The sequence below is a fragment of the Ruegeria sp. H6 genome, assembly GCF_056532975.1.
This window is the reverse complement of record NZ_JBQFOA010000005.1, coordinates 134,014-155,515: the sequence shown is the minus strand read 5'-3', so window position 1 is coordinate 155,515 and position 21,502 is coordinate 134,014. Positions and strand designations below refer to the sequence as shown.

Here is a 21,502-nt window from a genome sequence, read left to right as displayed (position 1 = left end):
AGGCCTCGGGTGGCTGACATGGGTCGCGGTGGCGTCCATAAGGATCGGTTGGAAGGGCCTGAACGCAAGTGCATCGCCACGGGCGAGGTTCAGCCCAAATACGGGCTGATCCGCTTTGTGACGGGGCCGGATGGTCAGGTCTACCCGGATGTCGCGGCGAAACTGCCGGGACGCGGGGTCTATGTGGCGGCGGATCGCGCCGCGCTGGACAAGGCCGTGGAGAAAAAGCTGTTCTCGCGCGGGTTCAAGGCGCAGGTGACTGCGGCCAAGGATCTGACAGACGAGGTCGAAAAGCAGGTCGCCCGCCGGGTCATCGAGTTGCTCAGTCTGGCGCGCAAATCCGGTGATGCGGTTGCGGGTTACGAAAAGGTTAAGACGTGGCTGGACCGGGAAGAGGCCCAGGTACTGATTCAGGCCTCGGACGGATCGGGGCGCGGCAAGTCGAAACTCAGCACGCCGCACTTCGGAAAATACATCGGCTGGCTGACGGCAGACGAGTTAGGAGGGGCTTTTGGGCGCCAAACCGTGATTCATGCGGCCTTGGCCTCTGGCGGACTCGCCAAACGTGTTGTAGAGGAAGCGCAGCGCCTGCGTGGCTTGCGCGAAAAGGATGACGGCGGCAGGGGCCGCTCGGAAGGGTAAGAAGCTTTATGAGCGATAATGACGGCAAAAAGACATTGGGTCTTCGTGGCGGGGCACGCCCCGGAAATGTGAAACAGAGTTTCAGCCACGGACGCACCAAGAATGTCGTGGTGGAAACCAAACGCAAACGCGTGGTGGTCCCCAAGCCGGGCGCGTCCAAACCGGGTGGCGGTGCCACGCCATCAGGCGATCCTTCGCGTCGTCCCGCCGGGATTTCCGATGCGGAAATGGCGCGCCGGATGAAAGCGCTGCAGGCTGCCAAGGCCCGCGAGGCCGAAGAGGCCGCAGCCCGCGAAGCACAGGAGAAGGCCCGCGAAGAAGAACGCGCCCGTCGCCGTGCCGAACAAGAAGCCAAGGAACGCGAACAGCGCGAAGCCGAAGAAAAAGCACGTGCCAAGGCCGAGGAAGAAGAGCGTAAGCGCCAGGAAGCCGAAGAGGCTGCCAAACGTGCTGCTGCCGCTCCGGCCCCGGAAGAGGCCAAACCTGCCCGCGGTCCGGCCAACAAACCAGCCCCCGCAGCAGCCCCGCGCAAGCAGGACCGCGAACGTGAGCAGCGTGGCCGTGGTAAAGGTCGGGATGATAATCGCCGTTCCGGCAAACTGACACTGGGTCAGGCCACCGGTGGCGAAGGCAACCGCCAACGCTCAATGGCTGCGATGAAGCGCAAGCAAGAGCGTGCGCGTCAGAAGGCCATGGGCGGCACGGTCGAGCGGGAAAAGGTGATCCGCGACGTTCAGCTGCCCGAGGCGATCATGGTCTCGGAACTGGCCAACCGTATGGCCGAGCGTGTGGCTGACGTTGTAAAATCGCTGATGCAGATGGGCATGATGGTCACGCAAAACCAGACCATCGACGCCGACACCGCCGAGCTGATCATCGAGGAATTCGGCCACAAGGTGACCCGCGTCTCCGATTCGGATGTTGAAGACGTCATCAAAGAGGTCGAAGACAGCGAAGACGATCTGAAACCGCGTCCGCCGGTCATCACCATCATGGGTCACGTTGACCACGGCAAAACCTCGCTGCTGGATGCCATCCGCGACGCGCGCGTTGTGGCCGGTGAGGCCGGAGGGATCACTCAGCATATCGGCGCCTATCAGGTCAAAACCGATGGTGGCACCACGCTGACCTTCCTGGATACTCCGGGCCACGCGGCGTTTACGTCGATGCGCTCGCGCGGGGCTCAGGTCACGGATATCGTGGTTCTGGTTGTGGCCGCCGATGACGCGGTGATGCCGCAGACGATTGAGGCGATCAACCACGCCAAGGCCGCCGACGTGCCGATGATTGTGGCGATCAACAAGGTCGACAAGCCCGATGCTAACCCGGACAAGGTGCGCACCGACCTGCTGCAGCACGAAGTGATCGTCGAGAAGATGTCGGGTGAGGTTCAGGACGTCGAAGTCTCTGCCATCACCGGTCAGGGTCTGGACGAGCTGCTGGAAGCCATCGCGTTGCAAGCCGAGATTCTTGAACTGAAAGCCAACCCCGACCGCGCCGCCCAAGGTGCCGTGATCGAGGCGCAGCTGGATGTGGGCCGCGGCCCTGTGGCCACCGTTCTGGTTCAGAACGGCACGCTGCGTCAGGGCGATATCTTCGTTGTGGGTGAGCAATACGGTAAGGTCCGTGCGCTGATCAATGACAAGGGCGACCGCGTCAAAGAGGCTGGCCCCTCGGTTCCGGTCGAGGTGCTGGGTCTCAACGGCACGCCCGAAGCGGGCGACGTTCTGAACGTCACCGAGACCGAAGCGCAGGCCCGTGAGATTGCTGCCTATCGTGAGCAAGCCGCCAAGGACAAACGCGCCGCCGCCGGTGCCGCGACCACCCTTGAGCAGCTGATGCAGAAGGCCAAGGAAGACGAAAACGTCACCGAGTTGCCGATTCTGATGAAAGCAGACGTGCAGGGTTCCGCCGAAGCCATCGTCCAGGCGATGGAAAAGATCGGCAACGACGAGGTGCGCGTGCGCGTGCTGCACTCGGGCGTTGGTGCGATTACCGAAACGGATGTCGGCCTCGCCGAAGCCTCTGGTGCACCGATCTTTGGCTTTAACGTCCGTGCCAACGCATCGGCGCGGAACACGGCGAACCAGAAAGGTGTGGAGATCCGGTACTACTCGGTGATCTATGACCTTGTGGACGACGTGAAAGCCGCCGCGTCCGGCCTGCTGAGCGCAGAGATCCGCGAAAAGTTCATCGGTTACGCCGAGATCAAAGAGGTCTTCAAGGTCACCGGCGTTGGCAAGGTTGCTGGCTGTCTGGTTACCGAAGGCGTCGCTCGTCGCTCCGCTGGCGTCCGCCTGCTGCGCGACAACGTGGTGATCCACGAAGGCACACTGAAAACGCTCAAACGCTTCAAGGACGAAGTGGCCGAGGTTCAGTCGGGTCAGGAATGCGGTATGGCCTTCGAAAACTACGACGACATCCGCCCCGCCGACGTGATCGAAATCTTCGAACGCGAAGAGGTCACCCGGACGCTGGATTGATCCAGGTTTGAAGTGAAACAGATAGCGGCGACCCCTTGGGTCGCCGTTTTTCTTTGCCCTGCAGGAAGTTCCACGATCCCAATGACAAACGCGGTTGGTTTAATTGTTGTCCGGCCTCAAGAGGAAAGTGACCGAAGGTCAACTTTGCGGACAATGTGTGAATTCGCCGCGCGTGTGCAAACGTCTGCTTTATTGGATTCAAGGTCGTATTCGGTTGACCAGTTCTCATACTAGATGTCTATGCTTGAAAAGCGGTGGTCGGTCGCATTGTGACCGGCTGAAAAGGGAACGGGGTGAGAAACCTCGGCTGCCCCTGCAACTGTAAGCGGCAAGCAAGCCCGAAACTGCACCACTGACACATGTGTTGGGAAGGTCCGGGGGCGCGTTGAACCGCGAGCCAGGAGACCTGCCGCCAACGCAACCGCCGAGATTTCGGCACCAGATGCCGTCAGGAAGGACGGCAAGGAGACTTGATATGCACATTGAACCCGGCGTCGTTGATGGCGCGAAAATGGTCCTCGCCTATGGCACGGCGGCTGCCGCAGGCGGCTACTCACTGAAACTCGTTGCCCACGACCTTAAGTCACATTCAGTCATTTCATTCGGACTGCGCAGCGTTCTTGCGGTCGCTGCTGTGTTCCTCTTCTTCGAATTGTTTCCGCATTTCGCAGTTGGCATTTCGGAGGTTCACTTCATCCTTGGAACAACTATTCTCCTTCTACTAGGAGCTGGTCCGGCTGCGGTCGGCTTGGCTGGCGGGCTGCTTATTCAGGGTGCTTTGTTCGCCCCGAGCGACATGCCGATGTTCTTTGTCAACGTCACCACATTGCTTTTCCCGCTGTTCGTCATTGATGCATTGGCGAAGCGCATCATCCCAGAGCAGAAAGCCTACGTCGATTGCAGCTACAGCGAAGTCCTTAAGCTGTCATTTGCTTATCAAGGTGGTGTTATTGCGTGGGTGGCGTTTTGGGCATTCTACGGTCAGGGCTTTGGTGCCGAGAACATGTCCGCAGTAGCAAGTTTCGGTACGGCCTATCTGCTAGTAGTCGTGGTTGAACCGATTGCTGACTTGGCGGTCCTGGCGGGTGCAAAACTTCTTCGCGATACCAAACAGAGCGAATTGTTCACTCAACGGTTGTTCAATCCTGCGTAAACAACAGTTGCCAACGGCGGCCTCAAATCTGGGACCGCCAATCTTTGCCACGACTCAACTCTGCATTCAGAGCCGACGTTGGCTGCGGAACAGCACTTTGGTAGCTATGGGCTCATAGCGGACATTCGTGACGCCGCAGTAGATGCAATTGCCTATTTCGATCCCGCCAAAAACGTCCCCGCATGCATAACAATGTCGAAATGCTGCATCCCCTTCTGCAGATCGAAATTCACCGAATGCCCGGCCTTGCGAAGCAATTCTGCATAGCCTCGGCTTTGGCGGATGAATTCGGGTGTGTCACGTTCGGCCACGGTCACGCGATAACGGGGGCCGGGGCGGGGGAGATGCAGGTTTGGCGACAGGTCGTGCACCTCAACCGGGGTCAGTTGCAGCGGGTCATTCACCGGCGTGAGGCTGATCGGCTCCAGATCATAAATCCCGCTGATCAGGATCACGTCGCGCACACGAAGGCCTGCACGGGCCAGGGCATCGGCTGAGGTTGCCATGACCATGCTGGCCAGATGGGCGCCGGCGCTGTGGCCCGATAACGTAATGCGCGACGGATCAAAGCCCAGGTTGAACGCATTTGCCGCCAGCCACAGCAGTGCATTGCGGCATTCCTCGACCATGTCCCCGATCCGGGCGTCGGGGGCGAGCGTGTAGTTGAGGGTCGCAAAGGATTGCTCGGCCTCGATCAGCGCAGGGGCCATCATAGCAGACTCGCGCTGGCTGAGCGCCTGCCAATAGCCGCCATGGATGAACACATGCAGCGGCGCGCCTGTGCCTTTGGCCGGGAAAAAGTCCAGAACCTGCGACGGAGCATCTCCGTAAGAAAGGTTCTCCCGACACTCCAACTGCGCTCGGTTTTGCGCGCTGAGCGCCGCCCAGCTTTCGACATAGGGTGTGAGATCACCGCCGATCATTGATGAGGGCGCATATTCCTGATCCAGCTCTTCCTGCGTGAAACCCCGGTACAACATCGCTCACTCCTGATCGGCATACATCAATTCGGTCCGCACGTCGTAGAGATCATGAAAGAACCTCAGATCCAAGGCCTTGCGCAGGAAGGACACGCCGCTGGAGCCACCTGTGCCGGGCTGGTTGCCGATCACCCGCTCGACCGCGGTGACATGATCAAAGCGCCAGCGCTGAAACAGGGATTCCACATCCATCAGCTTTTCGGCCAGTGCGTAGAGATCCCAGTGTTTGCCGGTGTCGCGGAACACCTGTACCCATAGTTTCACCACGCGGGGATCGCCGGAATAGGGCTGAGCATAATCCCGGTCCAGCAGGTCCGCTGGCACGTCAAACCCCTGACGCGCCATCATGTGCAGCACCTCGTCGTATAGCGATGGCTTGCTCAGCGCCGCCTGCAGCATCTCGATGACCTCCGGGTCGTGTTCGTGCACTTTCAGGGTCGAGGCATCCTTGTTGCCCAGGATGAACTCGATCTGCCGATAGCCATAGCTTTGAAAGCCCGAAGAACTGCCCAACGCCTGCCGGAACGTCATGTAGTCTGCGGGCGTCATGGTCAGCAGGGTTTCCCACGCTGCTATCAACTGTCGCTGGATGGCCTTGATCCGGTCAAGGTTCTTCATCGCCGGTCCGAATTCGTCTTGTTGCAGAAAGCGACGCACCTCGACCAGCTGATGATGCATCAGTTTCAGCCACAACTCGCTGACCTGATGGATGATGATGAACAGCATCTCATCGGGTTGCGCGGGGTCCTGAAAGGTCTTTTGCAGGTTCAGCAGGGTTTTGAGCTGTAGAAAATCGCCATAGCTCTTGCGGTGGGTTTCCGCGAAATCGGTGACCAGTGTGTCCTCGATCCCGCGTTCCAGAAACCGGTCGTCCTTGTCACTCATTTGCTCCTCCAAACGCCTGAGTTTTCCCCTGTTTAGGGGCAAACCCAGACGCTTTCCAGAGCGTTACGTCCAATCCAGAACAACCTTGCCGGACTGGCCGGATTTCATCGCCGCGAAGCCTTGGGCAAAGTCGTCGACGCCGAACCGGTGGGTAATGACGCGGCTCACATCCAGGCCGTTTTGCAACATGGCGATCATCTTGTACCAGGTTTCGAACATCTCGCGCCCATAGACGCCTTTGATGGTGATGGCCTTGAACACGATGCGCGACCAGTCGACCGGGGACTTCCCGGGGGGAATGCCAAGCAGGGCAATCTTGCCACCCATCACCAGCGCTTCGACCATCTGATCCAGCGCCGCCTGAGAGCCTGACATTTCCAGCCCAACGTCGAACCCTTGCTGCATTCCGAGGTCAGCAATGACATCCTGCAAGTCTTGCTTGCTGACATCCACCGTGCGCAGGGACGGTACCACATGTTCGGCCAGTTTCAGGCGGTCGGGGTTGATATCCGTGATCACCACATGCCGCGCCCCCGCATGGCGCGCGACCGCGGCTGCCATAATGCCAATGGGTCCGGCACCTGTGATCAGAACATCCTCGCCCAGCAGATCGAAGCTCAGCGCCGTGTGAACGGCGTTGCCCAGCGGGTCCAGAATGGCCCCGATCTCGTCCGGCACATCATCGGGCAGGGGGACCACGTTGAAGGCCGGTAGTTTCAGGTATTGGGCAAACGCGCCCTGTTCATTGACGCCAATGCCGCGCGTTCCGGGGTCCAGGTGAAACTTGCCCGCGCGGCTCTGGCGGCTGTCGGTGGTGATCAGATGCCCTTCGCCCGAACACCTTTGGCCGACCTCCAGCCCTGTCACGCTGCGACCAAGTTCCACGATCTCGCCAGCGAATTCGTGGCCGGTGATCATAGGAACCGGCACGGTATGCGCGGCCCATTCATCCCAGTTCCAGATGTGAATGTCCGTGCCGCAGATGCCGGTTTTGTTGATGCGGATCAGAACCTCTTCCGGGCCGATCTCGGGCACGGGGGCCTGAACCATCCACAGACCTTCCTCGGGTCGGGATTTCTCAAGGGCCTTCATGGTGTTGGGGCGCATCAGATTACTCCCAACTCTTTGCCGACCTTGCCGAAGGCGGCCAGTGCGCGGTCCAGTTCGTCGCGGGTCAGGGCCGCATTCATCTGGGTTCTGATCCGGGCTTGACCCCGCGGTACGACCGGAAAGAAAAAGCCCGAGACATAGACGCCCTCATCAAACAGCCGCGCCGCCATGTCTTGCGCCAGTTGCGCCTCGCCTAGCATCACCGGGATGATCGGGTGTTCACCGGGCAGAAGGTCAAAGCCCAGTTTTTCCAGCCCTGCGCGCCAGTATTTGGCATTGCCGAACAGTTGCGCGCGCAACAGGTCGCCTTCTTCGACCAGCCGGATGGCTTCTAATCCGGCGGCGACAATCGAGGGTGGCAGCGAGTTCGAGAACAGATAGGGCCGCGCCCGCTGCCGTAGCAGGTCGATCACGGGCTGCGGCCCGGCGATGTAGCCGCCGATAGCACCGCCAAGGGCCTTGCCCAAGGTGCCTGTCAGAATGTCCACGTCGACGCCGAAATGATCCGGCGTACCCGCCCCGTTCGGCCCCATGAACCCGGTGGCGTGACAGTCATCCACCATGACGATGGCATGATATTTGTCGGCCAGTTCACGGATTTTCGGCAGGTTGGCCAGATAACCATCCATCGAGAATACGCCATCTGTGGCGATCATGATATGCCGCGCCCCGTCTTCGCGGGCCTGTTTCAGCCAGGCTTCGAGGTCGTTCATGTCGTTGTTCATATAGCGATAGCGCTTGGCCTTGCACAACCGCACGCCGTCGATGATCGAGGCATGGTTCAGGCTGTCAGAAATGATGGCGTCATCCGGCCCTAACAAAGGCTCAAACAGCCCTCCGTTCGCGTCGAAACAGGCGGCAAACAGAATCGAGTCGTCCTTGTTCAGAAATTTGGCCAGACGCTGCTCCAACTCGCGGTGAATATCCTGCGTGCCGCAGATAAAGCGGACCGATGCCATGCCGAACCCTTTCGGTTCCATCGCCGCTTTGGCGGCGTCGATCAGCGCGGGGTGATCGGCCAGACCCAGGTAGTTGTTGGCGCACAGGTTGATGACCTGTCGGTCGCCCACCGTGATCTCACCGCCCTGAGGCGAGGTGATCATGCGTTCGCGCTTATAGAGGCCCTCGGCCTCGATCTGGGCAAGAGAATCCGAAATGTGGGACAGGAATGCATCAGCCATGGCGACCTCCGTTACGCTGAGTCGCACGTCTAACATAACGGATGCAATTCCCAAATAGGGGAAGTGCAGAATTGCGGAAAAATATCCGTGAAGACGGAATGTTGCCGAGGTCAGGCGTTTTTGACGATCAAAAAGACCCGCGCAGGCCCGTTGGTGGTGATCGCATGGGGTACATCGGCGGCATAGCGGGCGGTATCCCCCTGCCTCAATTCGGAAACCGCAGTGCCCGAGGTCACGCGCACCGCGCCCTCAAGCACGGTCAGCTGCTCGCGTGCGCCCCGCGCATGAGGCTGGCTGTTCAGTGCTCCGCCGTTTTCAAAGCGAATGTCATAGACCTCGTGCCCTCCCGCTTCTTCGGGAGGGGAGAGGATGCGAATCCGGCAATTCTGCCCCATATTGTCGATACTGGGCACTTCGGCCTCGCGCAGAACTTCGATCCGGTCGGTACTGTCGGCGTCTTCCAGAAGACCCGCGAAATCCACCTGCAAGGCGCGTGTCAGGTTCCACAGGGTCGAGATTGTCGGGCTGCTCTCGCCCCGTTCGATCTGGCTGACCATGGATCGCGACACTCCACTGAGGTTGGCCACCGCTTCAAGCGAAAGGCCCTTGGCGCGTCGCGCCTCTTTCAGGCGAGAGGGCAGGCGTGTCAGGATATCGTCTGGGTTTTCCGTCATGACGGAATCCATGCGTGTTGCGCAACGTAATGTCAATTCCGGGCGTGACAGCGCGCCCAATATGAAGATCATGCTGCAGCAGCATAAAGGGCGCGAGATCTGGAGGAGATATCATGACGGACATAGTAATTCTGGACGGTGCGCGCACGGCCATCGGTACGTTTGGCGGTGCGCTGGCCTCGACCGCGCCGATCGACTTGGCGACGGTGGCGACCGAAGCGGCCCTGGAACGATCCGGTGTCGAAGCTGCGCAGATCGGGCATGTGGTGTTTGGTCATGTGATCAACACCGAGCCGCGCGACATGTACCTGTCACGTGTTGCCGCGATGCAGGCGGGCGTCCCCAATGGAACACCGGCGATGAATGTGAACCGGTTGTGCGGATCGGGGGCGCAGGCGATTGTGTCTGCGGTTCAGTCCCTGATGCTGGGGGATGCAGATTTTGCGGTCGCAGGTGGCGCCGAGAGCATGTCGCGCAGCCCCTATATTGTCCCGCAAGCGCGTTGGGGTGCGAAAATGGGGGACGTGACCTCATTGGACATGATGTTGGGGGCGCTGAACTGCCCGTTTGGCACCGGGCATATGGGTGTAACTGCCGAGAATGTCGCGGACGAACACCAGATCAGCCGTGAGCAGATGGATGCCTTTGCCTTGGCCAGCCAATCGCGCGCCGCGGCAGCGATCGAGGCGGGCTATTTCGAAAGCCAGATTGCGCCGGTTCAGGTCAAGGTCAAACGGGACATGGTGGATTTCAAGGTGGACGAGCACCCCAAGGCAACCACTGCAGACGCGCTGGCGGGGCTGCGCCCGGTGTTCAAGAAAGAGGGCCGGGTCACTGCGGGCAATGCCTCGGGCATCAACGATGGCGCGGCTGCCATGGTTCTGGCCACGGCTGGCGCGGCGGAAAATGCCGGTTTGAAACCCAAGGCCCGCGTGATCGGGTACGCGCATGCCGGGGTACGCCCCGAGGTCATGGGAATCGGGCCGGTTCCTGCGGTACAGAATCTGTTCAGGAAGACGGGTCTTTCAGCGGGTGATTTCGATGTGATCGAAAGCAACGAAGCTTTTGCGGCACAGGCGCTGGCGGTCAATCAGGAGCTTGGCCTGGACGCTGCAAAAGTGAACCCCAACGGTGGTGCGATTGCCCTGGGTCATCCGGTCGGCGCGACCGGAGCGATCATCACGTTGAAGGCGCTGTACGAGTTGGAGCGGACAGGCGGGTCCAAGGGGCTGGTGACCATGTGTATTGGTGGCGGGCAGGGAATCGCTTTGGCCATTGAGCGGCTCTGAACCGGGGCGTAGCAAGGGGGGCTGTCTGCCCCCAATCGCGCTTTGCGCGAATGCCCCCGAAGGTATTTACAAACAAAAGAAGGGCCGGGTTTTAGCTGAGCGCGTTGAGTAGCAGAACCAGAGCGGCCCCTACGGCTGCACCGATGGTTGCTGGCAGTGCAGCGGACCAAAGTGGTGATTTTTGGGGTTCGTCCTTTTGCGTCTGTGCGATCAGGGCATTCTCGACCAAAGCAGGCAGGCGTGGGCCGAAGCGGGCCAGGACCATGGCGGTTTTACCGAAGTCCCGTAGGGCCGCGCGGGGGCCGATGGATTGCTTGATGTAATCCTCGACCACGGGGCGCGCGACTTCCCAGATGTTCATATGCGGGTCGAGTGAGCGAGCGACGCCTTCGACGACAACCATTGTACGTTGCAGCAGGATCAGTTCTGTCCGGGTTTCCATGCCGAAGCGTTCGGTGACCTCGAACAGGTAGTTCAGCAGGCGACCCATCGAAATGTGAGAGGCGTCCATGCCAAAGATCGGTTCGCCCACGGCGCGCAGGGCGCGGGCGAATTCGTCCACATCGCGGTCGGCGGGAACATAGCCTGCTTCGAAATGCACCTCGGCCACGCGTTTGTAGTCGCGGCGGATGAAACCAAAGAGGATCTCGGCGTAGACCCGGCGGGTATATTCGTCGATATGGCCCATGATGCCGTAGTCATAGGCGATGATGTCGCCATTCGCGGCAACCTTGAGGTTCCCCTGGTGCATGTCGGCGTGGAAATAGCCGTCGCGCAGCGCGTGCAGCAGGAACAGGCGCAGCACCCGTTCGGCCAGATCGCGGCGGTTATGGCCCGCGGCGTCCAGCGCGTCATTGTCGCCCAGTGGAACCCCATCGGCCCAGCTGAGCGTCATCACACGGCGCGCGGACAGGGACCATACGACGGGCGGCAGCCAGAAACCGCCATCATCCTTTGTGTTGGCGGCGTATTCCGAGGCGGCAGCGCTTTCCAGCCGCAGGTCCAACTCGCCGCGCACGACGCCGTCGAAATGTTCGATCACCTCCATCGGGCGCAGGCGGCGCGCGCCCGGGGCGCAGAGCTGCACGATACGCGCGGCGAAATAAAACGCGTCCACATCCCTGCGAAAGGCCCGCTCGATGTTGGGCCGCAGAACCTTGACCGCGACATCCTCTCCCGTGCTGACCAGTTTCGCCTTATGGACCTGCGCGATTGAGGCCGCAGCAATGGGTTCGCTGAATGCGCTGAAGATCTCAGCGACCGGCTGACCCAGTTCCTTTTCCACCTCAGCCATGGCTTCGGCTTTGGGAAACGGGGGCAGCTTATCCTGTAGCACACGCAGTTGTTCGGCCAGTTCGTCACCGACCACATCGGGGCGGGTCGACAGCACTTGCCCAAACTTGATGTACGCGGGTCCCAGCGCGGTCAGGGCGCGGGTTGCCGGGGGCATTTCGGGATCGCCCTTATAGCCCAGCCATTGAAACGGTTTGCCAAGCGCGTGGGCCACGAACCGCAGGGATCGTGGCGCCTCGAATGCATCCAGCACCACATTCATGGCGCCCGTGCGCTCTAATGTGGCGCCCGTGCGGATCAGGCGAATGATGTTGTGCGGGCCGCGCATCTAGATTTTCCAGCCGGAATGCAGCGCGGCGATGCCCATGCTCAGGTTGCGGTACTTGGCGTTTTCGAAACCCGCCGCCTGAACCATCGACAGGAATGTTTCCTGATCGGGGAATTTGCGGATCGATTCCACCAGATACTGATAGCTGTCGTAATCGTTGGCGATCAGCTTGCCCATGCGCGGGATGACGTTGAAGCTGTAGAGATCATAGAGCTTTTGCAGCCCGTCATTGGGCAGCTGGCTGAATTCCAGCACCATAAGGCGGCCACCGGGTTTCAACACACGGAACGCCTCGTTCAGCGCCTCTTGCGGGCGAGTCACGTTTCGGATGCCGAAGGAAATGGTGTAGACGTCGAACGTGTTATCCTCGAACGGCAGAGACATTGCATCGCCGACCACCCAGTTCAGGCTGTCGGCCATCTGGTCCGCCTCTGCACGCTGGCGGCCTTCGATCAGCATTGGCTCGGTGAGGTCCAGAACGGTGGCCTGGCCATGTCCGGCGCGTTTGAGAAACCGGAACGAGATATCGCCCGTGCCGCCCGCAACGTCCAACAGGCGTTGGCCTGGGCGCGGGGCGAGCCAATCCATCATTGCGTCTTTCCAGACCCGGTGGATGCCCATCGACATGACATCGTTCATCACGTCGTATTTCGAGGCGACCGAGTTGAACACGCCCTGCACGCGCCCGGCCTTTTCGGTTTCGGGCACGGTTTCGAATCCGAAATGGGTGGTCTTTTCGTCTGACATATCGGGCACCTTGATTCACCTATGCCCCAGATATAGCGTCGCACCCAGATACACAAACGCACAAAACATCGCGGTCTAATGTTTGAGTCACTCTATCAAAGCTTTCTTGGTATTCAGAATGCGTTGCAAACAAACCCGAAGCTGTTTCTGACGATATTTTCGGTGGGGTTGGTCCTGATTTGGGCAAAGTACAGGTTCATCCGATATGGTGTGAAGCGCGCTGACCGTCAGACCTATGCCGGATGGAACGTCAAAGCAAAGCCGGGGAAGAAGGCGCATCCAACCGGTATCGGCCATAGGGATGTTCTGATCATGCGTCCGGTCAAAGTGATCCCGCTTGCACTGTTCTGCCTGATCCTTTTTGGCGGTGGCGCAATCTTGGTTGCCTCGCAAGAACCGCCCGGCCTGAAAGTCTGGTTTTCGGTGGGTATCGGGTGTGTCTTCAGCGCCCTGAGTCTGTGGATGATCGTTTTTTCATTCACGCGGATTGTGTATGACGGCGAGATGATCGAAAGGCGTGCGTTGTTTCGCGCTCCGGTTTCAGCATCCCTGTCTGCGCTGACGGATATCAGCCCAATCAACAAGACCATTGCAGGAGGTGCGAATTTGCAGTTTCGGGACGGGCAGCGCCTGCGGGTGATCGCCAGAATGTCAGGCTACCAGCAGTTTCTTGAGAAGCTGGCGCTGCATGACCCGAAACTGGCTTTGTTGTTGCGAATGACACGCCAGTCTCAGCAGGTGCATTGATATGCCGGAGCTCCCTGAGGTTGAAACCGTCCGCCGTGGGCTGAGCCCCGCGATGGAGGGCGTGGTGATCGCGCGGGCGGATGTGAACCGCCCCGATCTGCGTTGGCCCTTCCCGGACCGTATGGCCGAACGTCTGACCGGGCAGCGGGTGGAGCAGTTGCGGCGGCGGTCAAAGTACATTCTGGCCGATCTCAGCAGTGGCGAGACCCTGTTGATCCATCTGGGCATGTCCGGGCGGATGACGGTCTCGGGCGATCCGTTGGGGCAATTTGTGCACGACCACCCCGCGGCGCAGAAGCACGATCATGTGGTGTTTCACATGGCCAATGGCGCGCGGGTGACGTTCAACGATCCGCGCCGGTTCGGTGCGATGGACCTGCTGCCCACCGCCACGGCCGAGCAGCACAAGCTGCTTTCGGTGCTGGGCCCCGAACCCCTTGGCAATGATTTCCATGAACAGCACCTGATTGACGCTTTTCGGGGCAAGAACACCCCGGTGAAATCGGCGCTGTTGGATCAGGGAATCGTTGCCGGATTGGGAAATATCTATGTTTGCGAGGCGCTTTATCGCGGCAAGGTGTCGCCGCGTCGCAAAGCCGGTCAAATTTCTGCGGCGCGGGTGGCCGCGCTGGTGCCGATCATCCGGCAGGTCCTGCAGGACGCCATCGACGCGGGCGGATCATCGCTGCGGGATTTCCGCCAAGCTGATGGAGAAATGGGATATTTTCAGCACAGCTTTGACGTCTACGGACGCGAAGGGGAGGCCTGTCGGACCGATGGGTGCGGGTCCGAAATCAAGAGAATCACTCAGTCCGGTCGCTCATCCTTCTATTGCGCGCAATGCCAAAGATAGCTTGATCCAGCGAAATCGCGTGATAAGGAATCGTACCTGAACGGAACAACCGGAAGCACTCACCTCATGGCTTTTGAGACGATCATCGTCGAAATCGAAGACCACGTCGCCCTAATCAAGCTCGACAGACCTGATGCAATGAACGCACTGAACACGCAGTTGTTGGGTGAATTGTGCGACGCACTGGAAGACGCAGACAAGAATGACAAGGTGCGCTGCATCGTCATCACCGGCTCGGACAAGGCCTTTGCTGCGGGCGCGGACATCAAGGAAATGTCCGAGATGAGCTTTGTCGATGTGTTCAACATCAATCTGTTTGCCGATGCAAATGATCGTGTCTCTGCCATCCGCAAGCCGATCATCGCGGCTGTTGCAGGCTATGCGCTGGGCGGTGGATGCGAACTGGCAATGCTGTGTGATTTCATCATCGCGGCAGACACGGCCAAATTTGGCCAGCCCGAGATCAATCTGGGTGTCATCGCAGGATTGGGCGGCAGCCAGCGCCTGACGCGGTTTGTGGGCAAGTCCAAATCGATGGATATGAACCTGACGGGCCGTTTCATGGACGCGGAAGAGGCCGAGCGCGCAGGCCTTGTCAGCCGTGTTGTGCCAGCCAAAAAACTGGTGGAAGAGGCGATGGGTGCAGCCCAGAAGATCGCCGAGAAATCGCAACTGACGGCCATCGCCGCAAAAGAGGCGGTGAATCGCAGCTATGAAATGCCGTTGAGTGAAGGGATGCTGTTTGAACGCCGCGTCTTCCATTCGATGTTCGCCACCGAAGATCAAAAGGAAGGCATGGCGGCTTTTCTGGAAAAACGCGCCGCCCAATTCCGCGACAAGTGACCCAGCGAAGATCGGGTTGAAGAGGGCGGGCCAGCGGTCCGCCTTTTTTGTGTGATGGGTCAAGGTGAAGAATCCGCTTGGCAAGGCCCGCAAACTTGCGTAAAGACCGCCGTCATACATGCGCGTGCGGCCCGCTTGGCCCGACTCACACTCGTGATCGATGACCCGGTGCGGATTTACCCGTGACGTGCAAAACCAGACAACCGTACCGAACAAAGGTCAAAGACACATGGCAAATTCGCCCCAGGCCAAAAAACGCGCTCGTCAGAACGAAAAGCGTTTCGCCGTCAACAAAGCGCGTCGTTCGCGCATCCGTACCTACCTGCGTAAAGTCGAAGAAGCGATTGCTTCGGGTGACAAGGACGCGGCAACCGCAGCCCTGCGTGCCGCACAGCCCGAACTGATGCGCGGCGTCACCAAAGGTGTTTTCCACAAGAACACCGCAGCCCGCAAAATGTCGCGCCTGTCTTCGCGAGTCAAAGCGCTGGGCTGATCAGCGCCTCAGGCTCTGCCGAAAAGATCAATGAAAAAGGCGTCGCATTGTGCGGCGCCTTTTTCATTGTTGCCGGAATGCCGCGTCTTCACGAAGCCGAGAGATTCTTTCGCGCCGAAGGGCGAGTCAATATCAGAGTTTCATTGCCGCGAACCGCTTCGTCTTGCTACCACTGATTCAGCGATTCACTCGCTTGGGGGGACAGGCTGTTCCAAGGGTCAGACTGACGGGCATCAGAATGATCATGGAACGAATGTTCGAAGCTCCGGCCTTGCCGGGTTGACGATCTGCTGTGGGTCTCGGGTTTGCCGATGATCTTCGCCCTGTCGAAAATTTGGATGCGACGCGCAGCCCGTTCTATGGGTTAGGTCCTGCTGTGGGGCCGGTAAAAATCAGGTTGCGCTGACCATTGTACCTAAACCGCCAGAGACTGGGATCTGGCGCAACGGTACCCTTGTGTGTGAACGCGTCAAAAGCTGGGAGACCGGTCCATATTAATAAGGCCGACAGGCCAATAAAGAATGGGATGCGTGAGGCGCCGAATGACACAAGAAAAATGGGGTCAACTTAGAAATAAGCTGCTGCAAGCTGTTGGTCGAAACAACTTTACCACCTGGATTGAGCCGCTTGAGTTTCAGGAACTGCAGGATGGTGTGGCCGTATTTTCGGTGCCGACCAACTTTGTTGGCAACTATGTCAGTCAGAACTTTGCTGACTTGATTTTGTATGAACTGAACACCGCCGGAGAATCCGTGCAGCGCCTGAATTTCCAGACAGCTGCGAATTCACCGGTTGGTCCAGAGGTCGTGCAGGCCCCCGTGGCCGAGGTTCAGTCGACGCCGCAAAAGCCAGCAACCGGCGCGTCAGCCGATACGCTTGAGGCGTTGCAGGCCGCGCCGCTGGATGTGCGATTTACCTTTGACAGTTTTGTGGTCGGCAAGCCGAACGAGTTGGCCCACGCCGCCGCACGCCGCGTGTCCGAAGGCGGCCCTGTCACGTTCAACCCGCTGGTTCTCTATGGCGGTGTCGGCCTTGGTAAGACCCATCTGATGCACGCCATCGCATGGGAGCTGAAAACCAAAAGCCCTGAGCTGAACGTGCTCTACCTGTCGGCTGAGCAATTCATGTACCGCTTTGTGCAGGCGTTGCGCGAACGGCGGATGATGGATTTCAAACATCTGTTCCGCTCGGTCGATGTGCTAATGGTGGATGACGTGCAGTTCATCGCGGGCAAGGATTCCACGCAGGAAGAGTTCTTTCACACTTTCAACGCGCTTGTGGATCAGAATAAACAGATCATCATCTCGGCCGACCGCGCTCCGGGCGAGATCAAAGATCTGGAAGATCGCGTCAAATCGCGCCTGCAATGCGGTCTGGTCGTGGATCTGCACCCCACCGACTATGAGCTGCGCCTGGGCATTCTGCAGAACAAGGTGCAACAATACAGCAGCACCTATCCTGATCTGACCATCACCGATGGCGTGCTGGAATTTCTCGCGCATCGGATCTCGACCAATGTGCGGGTGCTCGAGGGCGCGTTGACCCGTCTGTTTGCCTTTGCCTCTCTGGTGGGGCGCGAGATCGATATGGAATTGACGCAGGATTGCCTGGCCGACGTGCTGCGCATGTCCGAGCGCAAGATCACCGTCGAAGAGATTCAGCGCAAAGTGTCCGAGTATTACAATATCCGCATGTCGGACATCATTGGCCCCAAGCGCCTGCGATCCTACGCGCGTCCGCGTCAGATCGCGATGTATCTGTGCAAGCAGCTGACCAGCCGGTCGCTGCCCGAGATTGGCCGCCGCTTCGGGGGGCGGGACCACACCACTGTCATGCATGGCGTGAAACGCATCGAAGAGCTGAAGCTGACCGATGGTCAGATCGCTGAAGATGTGGAAATGCTGCGACGCGCGCTGGAAGCCTGAGACATATCCCCACCACTCACCAAGCGCTCTGGGCATTCCCGTCCGGGGCGCTTTCTTGTGCGGTATTGCCCACGGTTGAATAGGAACTGTGCCCAAGGGGCCACGGACCCCTTGACGGCTTGGGCATTCCGACCCAGAAATCCGTAAAAACTCCTTGTGCCTCAGGGCTGAGACGCTAACGTGCCAGTCCCGCCTATTTCGGCACGCAAGTCAAAGGAACCGAGGGTATGAAGATCAGCATCGAACGCGGCACCCTTCTCAAGGCCGTTTCGCAGGCCCAATCCGTTGTTGAGCGCCGGAATACCATTCCGATCCTGGCCAATGTGCTGATCGAGGCTGAAGGGGATCAAGTTCAGTTCCGCGCCACCGATCTGGATATCGAAGTGGTCGACAAGGCAGTGGCGCAGGTTGAAAAAGCCGGGGCTACAACGGTGGCGGCGACGACCCTGCATGAAATTGTGCGCAAGCTGCCCGACGGGGCGCTGGTGACGCTGACAGCCGACAGCGCTGCTGGCCGTTTGACGGTTGAGGCGGGGCGGTCGAACTTTTCGCTGGCGACCCTGCCGAAAGAGGATTTCCCGGTCATGGCGTCCTCGGAATATGCCTCGAACTTCACGGCGTCGGCGGCCTTGCTGCGCCGTTTGTTCGACAAATCGAAATTTGCCATTTCGACCGAAGAGACGCGGTACTATCTGAACGGCGTCTACATGCACGTGGCGGATGGATCCGACGGCGGTAAGGTTCTGCGTTGCGTTGCAACCGACGGCCACCGTCTGGCGCGGATTGATGCGGACCTGCCGGAAGGTGCTGCGGATATGCCGGGGGTCATCGTTCCTCGCAAAACCGTGGGTGAGCTGCGCAAGCTGCTGGAAGATGACGACATGGATATTGCGGTTTCTGTCAGTGAAACCAAAGTACGCTTTGCCACGCCCGATATCACGCTGACATCGAAGGTGATCGATGGCACGTTCCCTGACTACACGCGCGTGATCCCGCAGGGCAACACACGCAAACTGGAAGTGGATGCGGCTGAATTCGCGCAAGCCGTGGACCGGGTGGCGACGGTATCTTCGGAACGGTCGCGTGCGGTGAAGCTACAATTGGACGGTGACAAGTTGGTTTTGTCCGTAAATGCGCCTGACAGTGGTGCCGCCGAGGAAGAACTGGCCGTGGCCTATGGCGACGAGCGGTTGGAGATCGGGTTCAACGCGAAGTACCTGCTGGAGATTGCGTCTCAGGTGGATCGTGAGAATGCGGTGTTCATGTTCAATTCGGCCGGGGATCCGACCCTGATGCGCGAAGGCAATGACCAAAGCGCGGTCTATGTCGTCATGCCGATGCGTGTCTGATCGCGCTGACGCGCGATGCCTCCCCTCGCGGCGGCGAAGCCGCCTGCCGGGCAGAGGGACGGGAGTATTTTTGAAAAGATGAAGGGAGGGGTCATGGGATTGGCCCTGACCGAGCTTACGGTCTCTCATTTTCGGTCTCATAAGCTGGCACGCTTGTCATTGGATGGGCGTCCGGTCGCGATTCATGGGCCGAACGGGGCGGGCAAGACCAATATCCTTGAGGCGGTGTCGCTGTTTTCGCCGGGGCGCGGGATGCGGCGGGCGAGCGCGGCTGAGATGACCCGTCGACCCGAGGCCCTGGGCTGGAAGCTGTCAGGGCTTTTGCAGGCGCAGGGACAGGCCTTTGAGATCGAAACCTGGTCCGAGGGCGGCGCGGCGCGGCAGGTTCGGATTGATGAGAAATCCGCCAGTCAGATCGAATTGGGCAAATTGGCACGGGTGGTTTGGCTGGTGCCTTCGATGGACCGGTTGTGGATTGAAGGGGCCGAGGGGCGGCGGCGGTTTCTGGACCGGATGGCGCTGAGTTTTGATCCGTCCCATGCTGAGGCGTCGCTGACGTATGAAAAGGCGATGCGCGAGCGGAACCGGTTGCTGAAAGAGCAAGTGCGCGATGCCCATTGGTACGCTGCTCTGGAGGGGCAGATGGCCGAAATGGGTCATCGCATCCACGTGGCGCGATTGAAGGCATTGGATCATCTGCGTGTGGCGCAGGATCAGGCCGAGACGGCTTTTCCATCGGCTGAGTTGGAACTGGTACAGACCGAAGGCGCGATGCCGGAAACGGTGGATGATCTGCGCGAGGCGCTGAACGAAAGCCGGTTTCGCGATCTGGCGGCGGGACGGACGCTGGTGGGGCCACATCGGTCGGATCTGTACGGGGTGTTTGCGGCCAAGGGCGTGCCTGCCAAGGATTGTTCAACCGGAGAGCAGAAGGCGCTGTTGGTGTCCCTGATCCTGTCGAATGCACGGGCATTGGCCGGGATGGTGGGTGCGCCCCCGATTGTTCTGCTGGATGAGGTGGCCGCGCATCTGGATGCGGGGCGGCGCGCGGCACTGTATGACGAGATCTGCGCGCTGGGCGCTCAGGCCTGGATGACGGGCACCGGGCCTGAGCTGTTTGCGGAATTGGGCGACCGGGCCCAGACGTTGATCGTGAGTGATGGCCTAGAGGGGTCGGTCGTTTCCGCTTAGGCGGTTTCGTTTACTTTGCGCTCCCACAGGAAGCCGCGCATGACTTCGTCAACGGGCGTTTGGGCCATGTGATTGACGTAGTTCGACATGGTTTTCTGCGCCAGACCCAGCACCACGTCCAGCACCGCACGGTGCGAATAGCCTGCGTCAAAGAAGGCTTGCAGCTGTGCCTCGGTCGGGTTGCCGCGGGTTTCCATCACTTGCAGGGTGAAGGTGCGAAGCGCCTCAAGCTTGGCATTGGGCAGCGGCGTTTCGTTGCGCAGCGCCTCGGTGATGTCGTCCGACACCTTCATCATCTTGGCGATGCCGGTATGGGCGGGGACGCAGTAATGGCATTCGTTCTCGACATTGATCGTCTGCCAGACCACGGTTTTCTCATCATTGTCGAAATCGGTTTGCAGGAACAGCCCGTGCAGAATCTGATAGCCTTCCAGATGCTGTGGGCTTTCTGCCATCACCTTGTGCAGACCGGGCAGGCGGCCAAACGCGGCTTGTGATTTTTCCAGCAGCGGTTTGGACCCTTCGGGGGCGGTTTCAAGATCGTGAGAGGGGAAGTTTGCCATATCAAAACTCCTGTTTCTGGCGCGATGAGCCTTATTTAGGGTTTCTTGAGCGATCACTCAAGTATATATTTGAGCAAACGCTCAAGAATTGGTGATCCGATGCCGCGCAAACCCACATATGATCGTGATACTTTGATTGCACAGGCGCGGGACCTGTTCTGGCGTCAGGGATGGGCCGGGACCTCACTGAAGGATCTTGAGCGCGCACTAAAACTGAAGCCCGGCAGTTTTTATGCGGCGTTCGGGTCGAAAGATGCGCTTTATGCGCTGACACTGGAGCGGTACACCCAAGACGGTATGGGCAGATTGCGCGCCCTGGTGGATGAACTGGGCCCGAAAGCGGCGTTACAGGCGCAGCCCCGCCGCGTGATCGAAGATGCAGACGCGCCAACGCGGGCCTGTATGCTGGCCAAGACCTATGCGGAGTTGCAGGCCAAGGATCATGATCTGGCCGCTGCGGCCAGCGCCCATCTTGCCCAGATGCGAGCGTGCTTTGCGGATTTGTTCCGGCGCGCGCAGGACGCAGGCGAGATCGGGGCGGATCACGATCCGAAACGGCTGGCCACGCGCTATCAATCCGACCTTCTTGGCTTGCGCTTGTCTGCAGAACGCAAGGACGTGGATGCGCAGGCCATCGCGGCGGATATTGCGGCGGATCTGGACCGTTTGTAGGCGCTTGGAAGTGAGCGTAAAAAATACCCCGGCGAAACACAAAATGTTGGGGGATCGCGTGACATTCCCCACCAGAAAACGTATAAGATACCAAAATAATA

General features: G+C 59.5%; 20 protein-coding genes and 1 riboswitch. Of the genes, 12 read left to right on the top strand and 8 right to left on the bottom strand.

The genetic code is table 11. From position 1 onward, the window contains the following. The first annotated feature begins 18 nt into the window (after positions 1-18). The 3 genes from ACR0AG_RS11535 (at position 19) to ACR0AG_RS11525 (ending at position 4,278) form a co-directional block, all read left to right on the top strand. Complete coding sequence (locus ACR0AG_RS11535) at positions 19-642, top strand: RNA-binding protein (RefSeq protein ID WP_480838933.1); 624 nt, start codon at positions 19-21, stop codon at positions 640-642. Positions 643-650: 8 nt separating this feature from the next. Further along, positions 651-3,125 (top strand): translation initiation factor IF-2, encoded by a 2,475-nt coding sequence (infB, locus tag ACR0AG_RS11530; protein WP_480838931.1) that lies wholly within the window; start codon positions 651-653, stop codon positions 3,123-3,125. Between the two features lie 235 nt (positions 3,126-3,360). Then, positions 3,361-3,553: riboswitch (cobalamin riboswitch) on the top strand. Positions 3,554-3,600: 47 nt separating this feature from the next. Further along, the gene (locus ACR0AG_RS11525; RefSeq protein WP_480838929.1) at positions 3,601-4,278 is read left to right on the top strand and encodes an energy-coupling factor ABC transporter permease; all 678 of its coding nucleotides are present in this window, start codon (positions 3,601-3,603) and stop codon (positions 4,276-4,278) included. 152 nt (positions 4,279-4,430) lie between these two features. On the opposite strand, the gene ACR0AG_RS11520 is transcribed toward ACR0AG_RS11525, so the two are convergent. The 5 genes from ACR0AG_RS11520 to ACR0AG_RS11500 form a co-directional block, all read right to left on the bottom strand. Continuing rightward, positions 4,431-5,258: an alpha/beta hydrolase gene (locus tag ACR0AG_RS11520; protein WP_480838926.1), complete on the bottom strand. Its 828-nt coding sequence runs from the start codon at positions 5,256-5,258 to the stop codon at positions 4,431-4,433. 3 nt (positions 5,259-5,261) lie between these two features. Further along, positions 5,262-6,143 carry a tryptophan 2,3-dioxygenase gene (locus ACR0AG_RS11515; protein WP_480838924.1) on the bottom strand — a complete coding sequence of 294 codons (882 nt, stop codon included), beginning with the start codon at positions 6,141-6,143 and terminating at the stop codon, positions 5,262-5,264. A 63-nt stretch (positions 6,144-6,206) separates the two neighbouring features. After that, positions 6,207-7,235, bottom strand: coding sequence for an L-threonine 3-dehydrogenase (gene tdh, locus ACR0AG_RS11510; protein WP_480839114.1), 1,029 nt, complete (start codon positions 7,233-7,235; stop codon positions 6,207-6,209). Positions 7,236-7,249: 14 nt separating this feature from the next. After that, on the bottom strand, positions 7,250-8,434 hold the full coding sequence (locus tag ACR0AG_RS11505; protein WP_480838922.1) for a glycine C-acetyltransferase: 1,185 nt from the start codon (positions 8,432-8,434) through the stop codon (positions 7,250-7,252). Positions 8,435-8,544: 110 nt separating this feature from the next. Next, positions 8,545-9,108: a helix-turn-helix domain-containing protein gene (locus ACR0AG_RS11500; RefSeq protein ID WP_480838920.1), complete on the bottom strand. Its 564-nt coding sequence runs from the start codon at positions 9,106-9,108 to the stop codon at positions 8,545-8,547. Between the two features lie 113 nt (positions 9,109-9,221). Between ACR0AG_RS11500 and ACR0AG_RS11495 the strand changes: the two genes are divergently transcribed. Next, complete coding sequence (locus ACR0AG_RS11495; protein ID WP_480838918.1) at positions 9,222-10,397, top strand: acetyl-CoA C-acyltransferase family protein; 1,176 nt, start codon at positions 9,222-9,224, stop codon at positions 10,395-10,397. Positions 10,398-10,488: 91 nt separating this feature from the next. Here ACR0AG_RS11495 and ubiB read toward each other — a convergent pair whose 3' ends face one another. Then, positions 10,489-12,018, bottom strand: a complete 1,530-nt coding sequence (ubiB, locus tag ACR0AG_RS11490) for a 2-polyprenylphenol 6-hydroxylase (protein ID WP_480838916.1) — start codon at positions 12,016-12,018, stop codon at positions 10,489-10,491. Next, positions 12,019-12,765 carry a bifunctional demethylmenaquinone methyltransferase/2-methoxy-6-polyprenyl-1,4-benzoquinol methylase UbiE gene (gene ubiE, locus ACR0AG_RS11485; protein ID WP_480838914.1) on the bottom strand — a complete coding sequence of 249 codons (747 nt, stop codon included), beginning with the start codon at positions 12,763-12,765 and terminating at the stop codon, positions 12,019-12,021. Between the two features lie 210 nt (positions 12,766-12,975). Between ubiE and ACR0AG_RS11480 the strand changes: the two genes are divergently transcribed. From ACR0AG_RS11480 to recF, 7 genes are all read left to right on the top strand, one after another. Next, a complete protein-coding gene (locus ACR0AG_RS11480) occupies positions 12,976-13,512 on the top strand; it encodes a hypothetical protein (RefSeq protein WP_480838912.1) in 537 nt (178 codons plus the stop codon). Between the two features lies 1 nt (position 13,513). Next, a complete protein-coding gene (gene mutM / locus ACR0AG_RS11475; RefSeq protein ID WP_480838910.1) occupies positions 13,514-14,365 on the top strand; it encodes a bifunctional DNA-formamidopyrimidine glycosylase/DNA-(apurinic or apyrimidinic site) lyase in 852 nt (283 codons plus the stop codon). Between the two features lie 66 nt (positions 14,366-14,431). Next, the gene (locus tag ACR0AG_RS11470; RefSeq protein WP_480838908.1) at positions 14,432-15,208 is read left to right on the top strand and encodes an enoyl-CoA hydratase; all 777 of its coding nucleotides are present in this window, start codon (positions 14,432-14,434) and stop codon (positions 15,206-15,208) included. 229 nt (positions 15,209-15,437) lie between these two features. Further along, on the top strand, positions 15,438-15,701 hold the full coding sequence (gene rpsT, locus ACR0AG_RS11465; protein WP_170575014.1) for a 30S ribosomal protein S20: 264 nt from the start codon (positions 15,438-15,440) through the stop codon (positions 15,699-15,701). 542 nt (positions 15,702-16,243) lie between these two features. Further along, positions 16,244-17,626, top strand: coding sequence for a chromosomal replication initiator protein DnaA (dnaA, locus tag ACR0AG_RS11460; protein ID WP_480838906.1), 1,383 nt, complete (start codon positions 16,244-16,246; stop codon positions 17,624-17,626). A 227-nt stretch (positions 17,627-17,853) separates the two neighbouring features. Further along, positions 17,854-18,975: a DNA polymerase III subunit beta gene (gene dnaN / locus ACR0AG_RS11455; protein ID WP_480838904.1), complete on the top strand. Its 1,122-nt coding sequence runs from the start codon at positions 17,854-17,856 to the stop codon at positions 18,973-18,975. Between the two features lie 93 nt (positions 18,976-19,068). Beyond that, on the top strand, positions 19,069-20,166 hold the full coding sequence (recF, locus tag ACR0AG_RS11450; RefSeq protein ID WP_480838902.1) for a DNA replication/repair protein RecF: 1,098 nt from the start codon (positions 19,069-19,071) through the stop codon (positions 20,164-20,166). Here recF and ACR0AG_RS11445 read toward each other — a convergent pair. Then, on the bottom strand, positions 20,163-20,729 hold the full coding sequence (locus ACR0AG_RS11445) for a carboxymuconolactone decarboxylase family protein (RefSeq protein WP_480838900.1): 567 nt from the start codon (positions 20,727-20,729) through the stop codon (positions 20,163-20,165). The two genes, recF and ACR0AG_RS11445, sit on opposite strands and share 4 nt — an antisense overlap. A 99-nt stretch (positions 20,730-20,828) precedes the next feature. On the opposite strand from ACR0AG_RS11445, the gene ACR0AG_RS11440 reads away from it, so the two are divergent. Further along, a complete protein-coding gene (locus ACR0AG_RS11440) occupies positions 20,829-21,401 on the top strand; it encodes a TetR/AcrR family transcriptional regulator (protein ID WP_480838898.1) in 573 nt (190 codons plus the stop codon). The last annotated feature ends 101 nt before the right edge of the window (positions 21,402-21,502 follow it).

Coding starts and splice junctions, on each gene's coding strand:
- ubiE (WP_480838914.1), bottom strand. CDS start 12,765: ATGTCAGACGAAAAGACCACCCATTTCGGATTCGAAACCGTGCCCGAA.
- recF (WP_480838902.1), top strand. CDS start 19,069: ATGGGATTGGCCCTGACCGAGCTTACGGTCTCTCATTTTCGGTCTCAT.
- tdh (WP_480839114.1), bottom strand. CDS start 7,235: ATGAAGGCCCTTGAGAAATCCCGACCCGAGGAAGGTCTGTGGATGGTT.
- ACR0AG_RS11495 (WP_480838918.1), top strand. CDS start 9,222: ATGACGGACATAGTAATTCTGGACGGTGCGCGCACGGCCATCGGTACG.
- infB (WP_480838931.1), top strand. CDS start 651: ATGAGCGATAATGACGGCAAAAAGACATTGGGTCTTCGTGGCGGGGCA.
- ACR0AG_RS11535 (WP_480838933.1), top strand. CDS start 19: ATGGGTCGCGGTGGCGTCCATAAGGATCGGTTGGAAGGGCCTGAACGC.
- ACR0AG_RS11520 (WP_480838926.1), bottom strand. CDS start 5,258: ATGTTGTACCGGGGTTTCACGCAGGAAGAGCTGGATCAGGAATATGCG.
- mutM (WP_480838910.1), top strand. CDS start 13,514: ATGCCGGAGCTCCCTGAGGTTGAAACCGTCCGCCGTGGGCTGAGCCCC.
- dnaA (WP_480838906.1), top strand. CDS start 16,244: ATGACACAAGAAAAATGGGGTCAACTTAGAAATAAGCTGCTGCAAGCT.
- ACR0AG_RS11505 (WP_480838922.1), bottom strand. CDS start 8,434: ATGGCTGATGCATTCCTGTCCCACATTTCGGATTCTCTTGCCCAGATC.
- ubiB (WP_480838916.1), bottom strand. CDS start 12,018: ATGCGCGGCCCGCACAACATCATTCGCCTGATCCGCACGGGCGCCACA.
- rpsT (WP_170575014.1), top strand. CDS start 15,438: ATGGCAAATTCGCCCCAGGCCAAAAAACGCGCTCGTCAGAACGAAAAG.
- ACR0AG_RS11470 (WP_480838908.1), top strand. CDS start 14,432: ATGGCTTTTGAGACGATCATCGTCGAAATCGAAGACCACGTCGCCCTA.
- ACR0AG_RS11445 (WP_480838900.1), bottom strand. CDS start 20,729: ATGGCAAACTTCCCCTCTCACGATCTTGAAACCGCCCCCGAAGGGTCC.
- dnaN (WP_480838904.1), top strand. CDS start 17,854: ATGAAGATCAGCATCGAACGCGGCACCCTTCTCAAGGCCGTTTCGCAG.
- ACR0AG_RS11440 (WP_480838898.1), top strand. CDS start 20,829: ATGCCGCGCAAACCCACATATGATCGTGATACTTTGATTGCACAGGCG.
- ACR0AG_RS11515 (WP_480838924.1), bottom strand. CDS start 6,143: ATGAGTGACAAGGACGACCGGTTTCTGGAACGCGGGATCGAGGACACA.
- ACR0AG_RS11525 (WP_480838929.1), top strand. CDS start 3,601: ATGCACATTGAACCCGGCGTCGTTGATGGCGCGAAAATGGTCCTCGCC.
- ACR0AG_RS11500 (WP_480838920.1), bottom strand. CDS start 9,108: ATGACGGAAAACCCAGACGATATCCTGACACGCCTGCCCTCTCGCCTG.